Genomic DNA, 14,533 nt, shown 5'->3' on the forward strand with positions numbered 1-14,533 from the left:
GTCGCGGTGGAGCGGGCTCCGGCCGGGCGGCGCCTGCCGGCGCGTGCCGCGGACCGCACCCCCAGCGCCCGCGACCGGATCCTCGCGCACTCCCTGGGGCGGCGCGGACCGCCGCGCTCACCCGCCTTCGCGTAAGGCACCCGGCGTCGCCGAGGGCTCCTGCGCCTTCCCCGCGGCCCTTTCGAGCACCAGCAGTCCCTCTACGTATCCCGCACACACAGGTGTGCGCGTCCCCCACGGAGAACATCACCATGAGCAAGCGGAACAGCCAGGCGGCGAAGACGGCGGCACGCGAGCGGCTGCGCGTCGAGCGTGAGCGCGAGGCCAAGCGGGCGAAGACGAAGCGGCAGGTCATCGTCGCCTGCTCGATCGTCGGCGTCCTGGCGATAGCCGGCGGCATCGGCTACGCCGTCGTCCAGGTCAACAAGCCCACCCACTGGGAGGCGGTCAAGGACGAGAAGGTCGTCACGCCGGCCAACACCACGGGCACCGACGGCACCACGGTCGTCATCGGCAAGGACTCGGCGAAGAAGACGCTGAAGATCTACGAGGACCCGCGCTGTCCCGTGTGCGCCCAGTTCGAGCAGACGGTCGGCCCGACCGTGAAGAAGGACATCGACGACGGCAAGTACAAGATGCAGTTCGTCGGCGCCACCTTCATCGACGACAAGGACAACGGCGAGGGCTCCAAGAACGCGCTGAGCGCCCTGGGCGCCGCCCTGAACGTGAGCGACGCGGCGTTCCTCGACTACAAGGCCGCGCTGTACTCGGCGAAGTACCACCCGGAGGAGACGACCGACAAGTTCAAGGACGACAGCTACCTCATCAAGGTCGCGAACACCGTCCCCGAGCTGAAGGACAACAAGAAGTTCCAGGACGCGGTCGAGAAGGGCACCTACGACGCCTGGGCGATGGCCATGTCGAAGGCCTTCGACGACAACAAGGAAGGCGTGAAGGGCACCCCGGGCTTCGCCATGGACGGCAAGCAGCTCACCGCCGACAGCCAGGGCACCCCGCTGATGACGGTGGCCGACTTCAACCGGGTCGTGGGCGAGGCCCTCAAGAAGTGACGGCTGGTCAGCAGCCGGTCGGCATGTGAAGAGCGGGCGAACTTCCGGAGTTCGCCCGCTCCTGCCCATACCGACCAGTAACCTGATCGGTCGTGACCAGTCGATACAGATCGTCGAATACGTCAGAGGGCATCAACTCCCTCACCCCGCGCCGCCGTACGGTCGTCAAGGCCGCGGCGGCGACCGCTGTCCTGGCAGGCCCGCTGGCGGCGACCCTGCCCGCGCGCGCCGTCGACCAGGCTCCCGCCTTCCTGCACGGCGTAGCCTCCGGGGACCCGCTGCCGGACGGCGTCCTGCTGTGGACCCGCGTCACTCCGGTACCGGAGGCGATACCCGGCTCCGGAGCCGGCCCGGACACCGAAGTGAGCTGGACCGTCGCCGAGGACAAGGCGTTCACCACCGTCGTCGCCAAGGGTTCGACCACCGCCACGGCCGCCTCCGACCACACCGTGAAGGCCGACATCCGCGGCCTCAAGCCGGGCACCGACTACTGGTTCCGCTTCTCCGCCGGCGGCACCGACTCCCCCACCGCACGCACCCGCACCGCCCCCGCGCACGACGCGCCCGTCCCGGGCCTGCGCTTCGGCGTCGTCTCGTGTGCCAACTGGGAGGCCGGCTACTTCTCCCCCTACCGGCACCTCGCGGCCCGCGGCGACCTGGACGCCTGGCTGCACCTGGGTGACTACATCTACGAGTACGGCACCGGCGAGTACGGCACCCGCGGCAAGGTCGTCCGCCCGCACACCCCGGCGCACGAGATCGTCACGCTCGCCGACTACCGCGCCCGGCACGCCCGCTACAAGACCGACCCGGACCTCCAGGCGCTGCACGCCACGGCCCCGGTCGTCGCGATCTGGGACGACCACGAGTTCGCCAACGACGCCTTCGCGGGCGGCGCCGAGAACCACACGGAGGGCGCCGAGGGCACCTGGTCCGCCCGTCAGGCCGCCGCCAAGCAGGCGTACTTCGAGTGGATGCCGGTGCGCCCGGCGATCGCGGGCACCACCTACCGCCGGCTGCGCTTCGGCAAGCTGGCCGACCTCTCCCTGCTGGACCTGCGCTCCTTCCGCTCGCAGCAGGTCAAGGTGGGCAACGGCGAGGTCGACGACCCGGACCGCACGCTCACCGGCCGCGCCCAGCTCGACTGGCTCAAGGCGGGGCTGACGTCCTCCGACACCACCTGGCGCCTGGTCGGCAACTCGGTGATGATCTCGCCGTTCGCCATCGGCTCGCTCTCCGCCGACCTGCTGAAGCCGCTGGCCAAGCTGCTGGGCCTGCCCCAGGAGGGCCTCGCCCTCAACACCGACCAGTGGGACGGCTACACCGACGACCGCCGCGAGATCCTGGCGCACCTGCGGACGAACGCGATCCGCAACACCGTCTTCCTCACCGGCGACATCCACATGGCCTGGGCGAACGACGTGCCGGTGGACGCCGGTACGTATCCGCTGTCCCCGTCGGCCGCCACGGAGTTCGTCGTCACGTCGGTCACCTCCGACAACCTCGACGACATCGTCAAGGTGCCGGAGGGCACGGTCTCCGCGGTCGCCTCGCCGGTCATCCGCGCCGCCAACCGCCATGTCCACTGGGTCGACACCGACCGGCACGGATTCGGCGTCCTGGACATCACCGCCGAGCGCGCGCAGATGGACTTCTACGTCGTCTCGGACCGCGCGAAGCGCGACGCGACGGCCAAGTGGTCCCGCTCGTACCGCACCCGCAGCGGCACGCAGAAGGTCGAGCGCTCCTACGAGCCGGTGTAACCGCCGCTACAGGGTTTCGAGGAAGCCGAGCGCCACCCGCCAGGTGGCCTCGGCGGCCTCCTCGTCGTAGTCCGGCAGGTCGGGGTCGGTGTACAGGTGGCCGGCCCCGGCGTACCGGTACACCTCGACGTCGGCGCCGGTGCGGCTCATCTGGAGGTACCAGGCGCTGAGCCAGTCGTCCGTCTCGAAGGGGTCCGGCTCGGCCACGTGCAGCTGGACCGGCAGGTCCTCGGCCGTGACGTCCGGCGCGATGTCCGACGTGCCGTGCAGGAGCAGCAGGCCGCGTGCCTTGTCGTCCCCGAGGGCGAGGGTCTGCGCGATGGAGGCGCCGAGCGAGAACCCGGCGTACACCAGCCCGCGCTCGGAGTAGGGAGCGGCGGCCAGCACGGCCCGCTTCAGCAGCTCCTCCTTGCCGATCTTCTCCTGCTGCTGCATGCCCTCCTCGACCGTGTCGAAGGTATGCCCCTCGAAGAGGTCGGGCGTCCACACCTCGTGTCCGGCCGCGCGCAGTCTGTCAGCGGCCTGGAGCACCGCGGGCCGCAGACCCTGGGTCGAGTGGAACAACATGATGTTCATGAGGCCATGGTGCCAGCCGGGTGTGACAAGCCGGGATCCCGGCACTACCCACGACGCAGCGGAAGTCACATGTTCATGCACCCCGATGGCCGGTTAGGTTCGGTGGCATGGAGAACCTGCTACGACCGCTGATCGTGGTCGGTGGCTCGGTCGTGCTCACGCTGGTGATCGGCTGGGCCACCGACTTCCTGCTGCGCAAGGCCGACGAACGGCACCACGAGACCCCGCTGTGGGGTCTGCTCCGCCGTGGCCGCATCCCCTACATGCTCGTCCTCTTCGCGGCCCTGCTGAGAGGGTCCTACGACGAGGCGGACCTGCTGGAGAGCCGCGCCGACGGAGTCGGCCGGACGCTGACCCTGATCCTGATCGGGTCGGCCGCCTGGCTGGTCATCCGTATCACGGCGGCGATCGTGGAGACGTCGTACAGCCGGTACGCCAGTGCCCGGGCACATCGTGACCCGGCCAGGGTCCGCCGGGTGCGCACCCAGGCGACGCTGATCATGCGGGTCGTGTCCGCGATCGTCGGTGTGGTGGCGGTGGCGACGATGCTGCTGACCTTCCCGGCGTTCAAGGCGGCGGGCGCCTCGCTGCTGGCCTCGGCCGGCATCCTCGGCATCGTCGCCGGTGTCGCCGCGCAGTCCACGCTGAGCAACATGTTCGCGGGGTTCCAGATCGCCTTCGGCGACATGGTCCGCATCGGGGACACGGTGGTGGTGGACGGCGAGTGGGGCACGGTCGAGGAGATCACCCTGACCTTCCTGACCGTCCACACCTGGGACGAGCGGCGCATCACCATGCCGGTGTCGTACTTCACGTCCAAGCCGTTCGAGAACTGGTCGCGCGGCAGCCCCCAGATGACGGGCATCGTCTTCTGGCACGTCGACCACTCCGCCCCCGTGGAGGCGATGCGCGACAAGCTCCGCGACATCCTGCGCGAGTGCCCGGCCTGGGACGGCCGCGCCTACAACCTGTCGGTCACGGACTCCACCCCGAGCACCATGCAGGTGCGGGCCCTGGTGACGGCCAAGGACGCGGACGACATCTGGACGGTACGGGTCACGGTCCGCGAGCAGATGCTGCGCTGGCTGGCCGACAAGCATCCGTACGCCCTGCCCCGGGTCAACACGGCCGACGCGATCCTGCCGCCGTCCCTCAACGGCAACGGCCACCGCTCGTCGCCGGACGGCGTCCCGGCCCAGCAGCGCCGCTACCACGGCAACCACAACTCGGGACGGCCGGAGCGCTGATCCCGCACCCGGAAGGCAGGAGGGGCTCCCCGCGTGCTGCGGGGAGCCCCTCCTGCCTTCCGCCGGTCAGTGGCCGCGCTCGGCGCCGCCGTTGACCTGGATGATCTGCGAGGTGATGTGCCCGGCGCCCGGGGAGGCCAGCCAGTGCAGGGTCGCGGCGACGTCCCCCGGGGTGCCGGCCCGGCCGTTCGAGGTCTCACCGATGAGCCGCGCCCGCCGTTCCTCCGCCATCACGTCCCCGAAGAACTCGGTGTCCTCGATGTACCCGGGCGCCACCACGTTCGCGGTGATGCCACGCGGACCCAGCTCCCGGGCCAGGTCGTGGGCGTAAGGGTGCAGCCCCGCCTTGGCCGCCGCGTACGCCCCGCTCCCGGACCCGCGGTAGGCGGCGATGGAGCCGAGGAACAGCACGCGCCCGCCGGGCTCGGCGAGCCGCGGCTTCAGCGCCTCGGTGAGCAGCACCGCCGTCAGGGTGTTGAGCCGGAAGTTCACGCTCCAGCTGTGCGCGACGGCCGCGAGCGGATCGTCGCCCGGGGGGTCCGGTTCGAGCAGCCCGTTGCCCCCGGCGCTGTGCACGAGCACGTCCACGGCCCCCAACTCCCGTTCCACGAAGGCGGCGACACCGCGCACGTCCTCCGGCTCGGCGAGATCGGCGGCGTACGTCAGCGCGCCGGGCACCCCGGCCTTCTCCAGCACCTCTGCCCGCCGCCCGAGCAGCAGCACCCGATCCCCGTCCGCGGCGAACACCCGGGCCGCCGCGAGCCCAATTCCCGTTCCTCCACCACTGATTACTACATTCCGTACCATACCAACGACCCTACGACGCCCCGGCCGCCCGAGGTCAAACCGGCGGCCGCTGCCGCCGCCCTCACCGCAGACTGCGCACGTCCAGGTGCCGCAGAACCCGGTCGACCACCTCGGGATCCGCCCCGGGCTCGCTGCGCGCCGCCAGTACCTCGTGCCGCGCCGCGCTCAGCATCTCCTGCTGGATCCGCCGCACCCGCTTCACCCGCCGGGCCCCCTCCCGGTACGCCTCCCGCCGCTCGTCCTCGGCCAGCTCGGGGCTGATCCGCACCCCGATGTCGTAGGCCCGCCGCAGCATCTGCTCGGACAGGTCCTCCGGCAGGTCCTCGGTCCCCTCGATCTCCCGCAGCCGCTGCTTCGCCGCCTTGGCCGCCCGGATCGCCAGTTCCTTCGCGAACTCCTTCTCCCGGTCCGTGTCGGCCTTCACCCCGAGCAGGCGCACCAGCCACGGCAGGGTCAGCCCTTGCAGCACCAGCGTCGCCATGATCACCCCGAACGCGATGAAGATGATCTCGTCCCGGCTGGGGAACGGCGCGCCGGCATCGGTCTCCAGCGGAATGGCCAGCACCAGCGCGACCGAGGCCACCCCGCGCATCCCCGACCACCACATCACCACGGTCTCGCGCCAGCTCACCGGAATGTCCTCGTCGTAGTCCCGCCGCGCGTGCAGCCGTTTGGTCAGCCAGGTCGCCGGCAGCAGCCACAGCAGCCGGGCGAACACGACGACGACCACCACCACCGCCGCCCAGCCCAGCAGCTCGCCCCACCGCCCGGAGGCCGTGCGGATCGCGTTGTGCAGCTCGAGACCGACCAGCCCGAACGCGACGCCGGTGACGAGCGTGTCGACGATGTTCCAGAACGTGTGCCCGGCCAGCCGCGTCATGACGTCGTCGGCGTCGGAGCCGTACTCCGCGAGGAACAGTGCGGTGGTGAGCACGGCGAGCACGCCGGACCCGTGCAGCTCCTCGGCCATGACGTACGAGGCGTACGGCACCAGCAGGGTCAGCCCGACCTGCAGGGTGGCGTCGCCGAGCACCTCCATCAGCTTGTTCGCGCCCCAGCCCAGCGCGAGGCCCACGGCCACCGCCACCACGGCCGACAGCACCAGATCGAGCCCGGCCTTCCAGGGCGAGAACGTCCCGCTGACGGCGGCCGCGATCGCCACGTGGTAGAGGACGATGGCCGTCACGTCGTTGAACAGGCCCTCGCCCTCCAGGATCGACACCAGTCGGCGCGGCAGTCCCAGCTGCCCGGCCACGGCGGTCGCCGCGACCGGGTCCGGCGGCGCCACCAGCGCGCCCAGCGCGAAGGCCGCGGCGAGCGGCAGCCCCGGCACGATCGCGTCGGCGACGGCGGCCACGCAGGCCATCGTGACGAACACCAGCGCCACGGCCAGCAGGAAGATCGGCCTCCTGTTCGCCGCGAACTGCCGCCAGGACGTGCGCCGCACGGCGGCGTACAGCAGGGGCGGCAGCAGCAGCGGCAGGATCAGGTCCGGCGCGATCTCGACGTTCGGCACGAACGGCAGCAGCGCGAGGACTATCCCGAGGAGCGTCATCAGCACCGGGGCGGGCACCTTGAACCGGTCCCCCATGGGGACACTGATCACGGCCCCGAGCAGCAGCACGAACAGCAGGGCCAACTGATCCACGGTCAGCGCTCCACAACGGTCAAATGTTCACACGACTGACCTCAAGCCTGCCACGCAACTTCCGGGACAAACCGTTTCGGCACCCGGCATGAAGGGCTAAAGCGAACGCCGCATCCCCTGGTGCGGAATGCCCGCCTCCACGTACTCGGGCCCGTACGGCTCATAACCGAGCCGCGCGTAGAAGCCGAGCGCGTGCGTCTGCGCGTGCAGGTCCACGGCCGCGAGCCCTCGCGCTCGGGCAGCGTCCTCGATGGCCCGCACCAGGGCGGCACCGACGCCGTGCCCGCGAGCGGATCCCGTCACGGCGAGCCGGCCGAGGGAGCCCACGGACGGGCCGGCGCCGGTCTGCGCCATGGCCGCCTCGCCGTGCAGCAGCCGCCCCGTCCCGAGCGGCACGCCGTCCTCACGGACCGCCAGGACGTGGACCGCGCCGGCGTCGTACGCGTCGTACTCCAGGTCCTCCGGGACGCCCTGCTCACCGACGAAGACCTCCTTGCGCACCGCGAAGCACGCCTCACGGTCGGCAGGGTCCCGGGCGACCCGCACCACGTACGGGATGCTCACCCGTACGTCTCCTCGCGGACCTGCTCCAGGGCCTTCTGCAAATCCTCCGGGTAGTCGCAGGAGAACTCGGCCCACTGCCCGTCCCCGGGGTGCTCGAAGCCGAGCCGCACCGCGTGCAGCCACTGGCGGCTCAGGCCCAGGCGCTTGGCGAGCGTCGGGTCGGCGCCATAGGTGAGGTCACCGACGCAGGGGTGCCGGTGGGCGGCCATGTGGACGCGGATCTGGTGCGTGCGGCCGGTCTCCAGCTTCACGTCGAGCAGCGAGGCCGCGCGAAACGCCTCGATGAGGTCGTAGTGCGTGACGGACGGCTTGCCCTCGGCGGTGACGGCCCACTTGTAGTCGTGCTGGGGGTGCCGGCCGATGGGCGCGTCGATGGTGCCGCTGGTCGGGTCGGGGTGGCCCTGGACGAGCGTGTGGTACCGCTTGTCGACCGTGCGCTCCTTGAACTGGCGCTTGAGCGAGGTGTACGCCCGCTCCGACTTGGCCACGACCATCAGCCCCGAGGTGCCCACGTCGAGCCGGTGCACGATGCCCTGGCGCTCGGCGGCGCCGGAGGTGGAGATCCGGTACCCGGCGGCGGCCAGGCCCCCGATCACGGTCGGCCCGGTCCAGCCCGGCGAGGGGTGCGCGGCGACGCCGACGGGCTTGACGATCACGACCACGTCATCGTCGTCGTGCACGATTTCCATGCCCTCGACCGGCTCGGCGACGACCTGCACCGGCGCGGGCGCCTGCGGCATCTCGACCTCCAGCCAGGCGCCGCCGTGCACGCGCTCCGACTTGCCGACCACCGACCCGTCGACCGTGACCTTCCCCGCGGCGGCGAGCTCGGCCGCCTTGGTACGGGAGAAGCCGAACATGCGGGAGATGGCGGCGTCGACGCGCTCGCCCTCCAGGCCGTCGGGCACGGGCAGGGTACGGATCTCGGGAAGCGTGCTCACCCGTCGAGTATGCCGGACGGCTCCGACAGGGCTGTACGCGCGCTCAGTCCTTGTGGACGGTCCCGTCCGGGTCGAGGCCCTTGAACGACAGCAGCACGATCAGGATGCCGCCGCACACGATCGCCGAGTCGGCCAGGTTGAAGACGGCGAAGCCCTTGGGCGCGATGAAGTCCACGACCGCGCCCTCGAAGACGCCCGGCGCCCGGAAGATCCGGTCGGTGAGGTTGCCCAGCGCACCGCCGAGCAGCAGGCCGAGCGCGATCGCCCAGGGCAGGCTGTAGAGCTTGCGCGCCAGGCGGGCGATCACCACGATCACCGCCGCCGCGATCATCGTGAAGATCACGGTGAAGGCCTCGCCGAAGCCGAAGGCCGCCCCCGCGTTGCGGATCGCCTCGAACCTCAGCCAGTCCCCGACGATCTCGATGGGCGGGTGGTGCTCCAGCTTGGCCACCACGATCAGCTTGCTGATCAGATCGAGGGCGTACGCGATCGAGGCGACGGCGAACAGCACCGCGATCCGGCGCCGGCCCCGGGGCCGCCCGGCTGCGGACTCGCCGGGCGGGGTGCCCTCGGAGTCGGGTCGCTCCTTGCCGCCCCCGGCCGCGTCCGGTGTGTCCGGCGTACCGATGATGCGCTCCGCCTCTGCCACGTGAGTCCCTCAACCTAGGTGCCTGACTGAGGACGAGGGTACGGCACACCCCGCACGTCGTACGTGCTCAGGAGGCATTCGGCGACCGGTCAGTACCGGCGCTCCTGTTTCTGCTTGCACTCCACGCAGAGGGTGGCCCGGGGGAAGGCCTGCATGCGGGCCTTGCCGATGGCGTTGCCGCAGTTCTCGCACAGGCCGTAGGTGCCCGCGTGCAGGCGTTCCAGGGCGCGCTCGGTCTGGAGGAGCATCTCCCGCGCGTTGGCGGCCAGGGCCAGCTCGTGCTCACGGGTGATGTTCTTGGTGCCGGTGTCCGCCTGGTCGTCGCCCGCGCCGTCCCCGGAGTCCCGCATCAGACCGGCCAGCGACCGCTCCGACGACGTGATCTCCTCGCGCAGCCGGGTCTCCTCGGACGTCAGCTCGGCGCGCGCCTCCTCGACCTCCTCCGCCGTCCAGGGGTCTTCGCCCGGGCGTACCGCGAGCTCACCGGGCTCCGCCGCGGCGACCCGTGCCTTGGGGACGGCCGTCTTCGCCGCCGTGGCCGTGCCAGGAGTCTTCTTCGCAACCACCGTCGTCGCTCCCGTCTGCTGCGCGGCCTTTGCCGCACCCGCCTTCTTGGCCGTGCTGCTCGCGGCCGTGTCCTGTGTGACCGCGCCGGTCCGGGCAGCGCCCTTCCCGGCCGCGCTCCTGGTGGTGCTCTTGCCTCCGGCGGCCTTCCGGGCCGGGGCCTTCTTGGCGGCGGCCTTCCCGGCGCCCGCCGCCTTGCCTCCCGCTCTGCCCGCCGCCTTCCGGGCGGCGGCCTCACCGGCCGGGGCGGTCTCCTCGGCGGTGGCCTTCCGGGCCGGGGCCGTCTTCCTGACAGCCGCCTTACCAGCAGGGGCGGCCTTCTCGGCCGAGGCGGTCTCCTCGGCCGAGGCGGTCTTCCTGACGGCCGCCTTCTTCCCGGCCGCCTTCTTCCCGGCCGCCTTGTCGGCCGGCGCCCTCGCCGCCGACGCCTCGGCCGACTCCTTCTCCGCTGGTGCGTCGGCTGGTGCGTCGCGGGTCGAAGCCCTGGCCTGTGTCTTCCTCACCGGCGCCTGCGCCGCCGACGCCCTGGCCGACCCCTCGTGCGCCGATGCCTTCGCCGCCGCCTTCCCGGCCGATGCCTTCCCCGCCGCCTTCCCGGCCGGTGCCTTCGCCGCCGACGCCTCGGCCGATGCCGCCTCGGTCGCGCTCCGCTCGGTGCCGGCCACCTCGGCCCGAGGCTGCCCGGCCCCTGGCCGCTCAGGCCCGGACGACCCGGCCCCGGACGACCCGGCCCCGGACGACCTCACCCCGGATGACGTGCCCCCGGCCGCCTTGCCCCGGCCCTCCTTCGCCGCGCGCCGCGCCGAGCCCCCCTGCGTGGACTTCTTCCCGCCCACGTCCTTGGCCGCGCCGCCGGAGGCCTCCGCGGACCTGCCGGACGCCGGCTGCTGTACGGCGGTCTTCTTCGCCACCATGGCCGCGGCCCCTTCACATATTGTGATCTTGCTCGCGAATCGTGCTGGGACGATAAATCGACTCGAGTCCCGCGGCAACGGGGCACACCGCCTGATTCGCCCGCCTCGCGCACGCCGCGGCGAACCTGCATCCGTTGTGCCCAGCTCCCCGCCCGGTAATCCGCCGAGCCTGACGTCCCAGGATCCGAACACCTATACCACCCCATTAGGGTTATCAAACCCATTTCGCACCCCGCCCGGTGCCCGCACGGCCGACGGCCCGGAAATCCGGTCGGCCGCCGTCCGCGCGGCGCCGTACACTGGGCGGAGCGAAAAGCGTGGATGGGGACGAGTAGCGGCGTACGCAGCCCAGAGCGACCCGGGGACGGTGTGAGCCCGGGGGTGAGCGCGCTGTGAAGATCACCCCGGAGCCGCCGGAAGAACGCCGCAGCCGAGCGCAGCGGCCGGTAGACCCGGCATCGCGACCCCAATGAGGGGGCTCACCGGCGCACACCCCGTGCCGGAGGGCCAAGGAGGGTGGTACCGCGGGAGCGCGCCGAAGGCGGCGCAGGCAGACGTAGCTCTCGTCCCTCCGGACGGAAGGCAGCAAGTCCGCCGGAGGAAGCCCGCTGATGACATCGCCGACGTACCGCCAGGTGCCCGCCCAGGTCGACCTGCCCGCCCTCGAGCACGCGGTGCTCGACTTCTGGCGCGAGCAGAAGATCTTCGCCAAGACCCTGGAGCAGTCCGAGGGCCGCCCCGAATGGGTGTTCTACGAGGGCCCGCCCACCGCCAACGGCATGCCGGGCGCCCACCACATCGAGGCCCGCGTCTTCAAGGACGTCTTCCCCCGCTTCCGCACCATGCGCGGCTACCACGTCGCCCGCAAGGCCGGCTGGGACTGCCACGGCCTCCCGGTGGAGCTCGCCGTCGAGAAGGAGCTGGGCTTCTCCGGCAAGCAGGACATCGAGGCGTACGGCATCGCGGAGTTCAACGAGAAGTGCCGCGAGTCGGTGACCCGGCACACGGACGCCTTCGAGGCGCTCACGACCCGCATGGGCTACTGGACCGACCTCCAGGACCCGTACCGCACGATGGACCCCGAGTACATCGAGTCGGTCTGGTGGTCGCTGAAGGAGATCTTCAACAAGGGCCTGCTCGTCCAGGACCACCGCGTCGCCCCCTGGTGCCCCCGCTGCGGCACGGGCCTGTCCGACCACGAGCTGGCGCAGGGCTACGAGACGGTCGTCGACCCGTCGGTCTTCGTGCGTTTCCCGCTCACCTCCGGCCCGCTGGCCGGCGAGGCCGCGCTCCTGGTGTGGACGACCACGCCCTGGACCCTGGTCTCCAACACCGCGGTCGCCGCGCACCCCGAGGTCACCTACGTCGTCGCGACGAACGGTGAGGAGAAGCTCGTCGTCGCGGAGCCGCTGGTCGCCAAGGCCCTCGGCGAGGGCTGGGAGACCACCGGCCAGACCTTCACGGGCGCCGAGATGGAGCGCTGGACCTACCAGCGCCCCTTCGAGCTGGTCGAGTTCCCGGCCGAGGCCCACTTCGTCGTCAACGCCGAGTACGTCACCACCGAGGACGGCACGGGTCTGGTCCACCAGTCCCCCGCCTTCGGTGAGGACGACCTCAAGGTCTGCCGCTCCTACGGCCTGCCGGTCGTGAACCCGGTCCGCCCGGACGGCACCTTCGAGGAGGGCGTCCCGCTGGTCGGCGGCGTCTTCTTCAAGAAGGCCGACGAGAAGCTCACCGCCGACCTCGACGAGCGCGGCCTGCTCTTCAAGCACATCCCGTACGAGCACAGCTACCCGCACTGCTGGCGCTGCCACACCGCGCTGCTCTACTACGCGCAGCCCTCCTGGTACATCCGCACCACGGAGATCAAGGACCGCCTCCTCGCGGAGAACGAGGGCACCAACTGGTTCCCGGACACGGTCAAGAACGGCCGGTACGGCGACTGGCTGAACAACAACATCGACTGGGCCCTGTCCCGCAACCGCTACTGGGGCACCCCGCTGCCGATCTGGCGCTGCGAGGACGACCACCTCACCTGCGCCGGATCCCTCGCGGAGCTGTCGGAGCTGACCGGCACGGACCAGTCGGGCCTGGACCCGCACCGCCCGTTCATCGACGACGTCACCTTCGCCTGCCCGCAGGGCGGCTGCGGAAAGACGGCCACGCGCGTGCCCGAGGTGATCGACGCCTGGTACGACTCGGGTTCGATGCCGTTCGCGCAGTGGGGCTACCCGTACAAGAACAAGGAGCTGTTCGAGACCCGCTACCCGGCGCAGTTCATCTGCGAGGCCATCGACCAGACCCGCGGCTGGTTCTACACGCTGATGGCGGTCGGCACGCTGGTCTTCGACAAGTCGTCGTACGAGAACGTCGTCTGCCTCGGCCACATCCTCGCCGAGGACGGCCGCAAGATGTCCAAGCACCTGGGCAACACCCTGGACCCGATCCCGCTCATGGACCGGCACGGCGCCGACGCGGTCCGCTGGTTCATGGCGGCCGGCGGCTCCCCGTGGGCGGCCCGTCGCGTGGGCCACGGCACGATCCAGGAGGTCGTCCGCAAGACGCTCCTGACGTACTGGAACACGGTCGCCTTCCAGGCCCTGTACGCCCGTACGTCGAACTGGGCCCCGTCCGAGGCCGACCCGGCCCCGGCCGACCGCCCGGTCCTGGACCGCTGGCTGCTGTCCGAACTGCACGCCCTCACCGACCAGGTCACCCAGGCGCTGGACGCCTACGACACCCAGCGCGCCGGCAAGCTGCTGTCCGCCTTCGTCGACGACCTGTCGAACTGGTACGTGCGCCGCTCGCGCCGCCGCTTCTGGCAGGGCGACAAGGCGGCGCTGCGCACGCTGCACGAGGTCGTCGAGACGGTCACGCAGCTGATGTCCCCGCTGACCCCGTTCATCACCGAGCGGGTCTGGCAGGACCTGATCGTCCCGGTCACCCCGGGCGCTCCGGAGTCGGTCCACCTGTCGTCCTGGCCGGAGGCGGACCTCACCGCCATCGACCCGGAGCTGTCGAAGCAGATGGTGCTGGTGCGCCGCCTGGTGGAGCTGGGCCGTGCCACGCGCGCGGAGTCGGGCGTCAAGACGCGTCAGCCGCTGTCCCGCGCGCTGATCGCGGCGACGGGCTTCGAGACGCTGGACTCCGAACTGCGCGCGCAGATCACGGAGGAGCTGAACGTCGAGTCCCTGGCGACGCTGAGCGAGGTCGGCGGGTCCCTGGTGGACACCACGGCCAAGGCCAACTTCCGGGCGCTGGGCAAGCGGTTCGGCAAGCGCGTCCAGGACGTGGCCAAGGCCGTCGCGCACGCGGACGCGGCCGCCCTGTCGCTGGCGCTGCGCGAGGGCACGGCCTCGGTCGAGGTCGACGGCGAGACCATCGCCCTCGCGCCCGACGAGGTCATCATCACGGAGACCCCCCGCGAGGGCTGGTCGGTGGCCTCCGACTCGGGCGCGACGGTCGCCCTGGACCTGGAGATCACCGAGGAGCTCCGCCGCGCGGGCCTCGCCCGTGACGCGATCCGCCTGATCCAGGAGGCCCGCAAGAACAGCGGCCTCGACGTGGCCGACCGCATCGCACTGCGCTGGACGGCCACGGACCGGGCGACGGTGGCGGCCCTGACCGACCACGCGGGCCTGATCGCCGACGAGGTGCTGGCGACCGACTTCGCTCAGGGCGAGGCGGACGGCGGCTACGGCGAGCCGTTCACCGACGAGGGCCTGACCCTCACGTTCCGCCTGCGCAAGGCGTAACCCGCAGGACCTCACGGACCGAAGGCCCGGTCCCG

11 protein-coding genes are annotated in these 14,533 nt (G+C 71.4%); 4 read left to right on the top strand and 7 right to left on the bottom strand.

Annotation, left to right across the window (positions count from 1 at the left end):
* The first annotated feature begins 251 nt into the window (after positions 1 to 251).
* Together GTY56_RS25460 and GTY56_RS25465 are read left to right on the top strand one after the other, a co-directional pair.
* The gene (locus GTY56_RS25460; RefSeq protein ID WP_161367657.1) at positions 252 to 1,070 is read left to right on the top strand and encodes a thioredoxin domain-containing protein; all 819 of its coding nucleotides are present in this window, start codon (positions 252 to 254) and stop codon (positions 1,068 to 1,070) included.
* Between the two features lie 92 nt (positions 1,071 to 1,162).
* Positions 1,163 to 2,833 (top strand): alkaline phosphatase D family protein, encoded by a 1,671-nt coding sequence (locus GTY56_RS25465; RefSeq protein ID WP_161367658.1) that lies wholly within the window; start codon positions 1,163 to 1,165, stop codon positions 2,831 to 2,833.
* A gap of 6 nt (positions 2,834 to 2,839) precedes the next feature.
* On the opposite strand, the gene GTY56_RS25470 is transcribed toward GTY56_RS25465, so the two are convergent.
* The gene (locus GTY56_RS25470) at positions 2,840 to 3,454 is read right to left on the bottom strand and encodes a dienelactone hydrolase family protein (RefSeq protein ID WP_346345575.1); all 615 of its coding nucleotides are present in this window, start codon (positions 3,452 to 3,454) and stop codon (positions 2,840 to 2,842) included.
* Between the two features lie 62 nt (positions 3,455 to 3,516).
* On the opposite strand from GTY56_RS25470, the gene GTY56_RS25475 reads away from it, so the two are divergent.
* Positions 3,517 to 4,656, top strand: a complete 1,140-nt coding sequence (locus tag GTY56_RS25475; RefSeq protein WP_161367660.1) for a mechanosensitive ion channel family protein — start codon at positions 3,517 to 3,519, stop codon at positions 4,654 to 4,656.
* A 66-nt stretch (positions 4,657 to 4,722) separates the two neighbouring features.
* On the opposite strand, the gene GTY56_RS25480 is transcribed toward GTY56_RS25475, so the two are convergent.
* The 6 genes from GTY56_RS25480 to GTY56_RS25505 form a co-directional block, all read right to left on the bottom strand.
* The gene (locus GTY56_RS25480) at positions 4,723 to 5,463 is read right to left on the bottom strand and encodes an SDR family NAD(P)-dependent oxidoreductase (protein ID WP_161367661.1); all 741 of its coding nucleotides are present in this window, start codon (positions 5,461 to 5,463) and stop codon (positions 4,723 to 4,725) included.
* A 61-nt stretch (positions 5,464 to 5,524) separates the two neighbouring features.
* Positions 5,525 to 7,111 (bottom strand): Na+/H+ antiporter, encoded by a 1,587-nt coding sequence (locus tag GTY56_RS25485; protein ID WP_033312663.1) that lies wholly within the window; start codon positions 7,109 to 7,111, stop codon positions 5,525 to 5,527.
* A 96-nt stretch (positions 7,112 to 7,207) separates the two neighbouring features.
* On the bottom strand, positions 7,208 to 7,675 hold the full coding sequence (locus tag GTY56_RS25490) for a GNAT family N-acetyltransferase (RefSeq protein ID WP_161367662.1): 468 nt from the start codon (positions 7,673 to 7,675) through the stop codon (positions 7,208 to 7,210).
* A complete protein-coding gene (locus GTY56_RS25495) occupies positions 7,672 to 8,616 on the bottom strand; it encodes an RluA family pseudouridine synthase (protein ID WP_161367663.1) in 945 nt (314 codons plus the stop codon). Before GTY56_RS25495 ends, GTY56_RS25490 begins: the two co-directional genes overlap by 4 nt.
* A gap of 43 nt (positions 8,617 to 8,659) precedes the next feature.
* Positions 8,660 to 9,265 carry a signal peptidase II gene (gene lspA, locus GTY56_RS25500; RefSeq protein WP_161367664.1) on the bottom strand — a complete coding sequence of 202 codons (606 nt, stop codon included), beginning with the start codon at positions 9,263 to 9,265 and terminating at the stop codon, positions 8,660 to 8,662.
* Between the two features lie 89 nt (positions 9,266 to 9,354).
* Positions 9,355 to 10,743, bottom strand: a complete 1,389-nt coding sequence (locus tag GTY56_RS25505) for a TraR/DksA family transcriptional regulator (RefSeq protein WP_202510715.1) — start codon at positions 10,741 to 10,743, stop codon at positions 9,355 to 9,357.
* Positions 10,744 to 11,354: 611 nt separating this feature from the next.
* On the opposite strand from GTY56_RS25505, the gene ileS reads away from it, so the two are divergent.
* Positions 11,355 to 14,498 (top strand): isoleucine--tRNA ligase, encoded by a 3,144-nt coding sequence (gene ileS, locus GTY56_RS25515; RefSeq protein ID WP_161367665.1) that lies wholly within the window; start codon positions 11,355 to 11,357, stop codon positions 14,496 to 14,498.
* The last annotated feature ends 35 nt before the right edge of the window (positions 14,499 to 14,533 follow it).

The sequence above is a fragment of the Streptomyces sp. SID5643 genome (assembly GCF_009872555.1).
In the GTDB taxonomy this organism is placed as follows: Bacteria; Actinomycetota; Actinomycetes; order Streptomycetales; family Streptomycetaceae; genus Streptomyces; species Streptomyces iakyrus.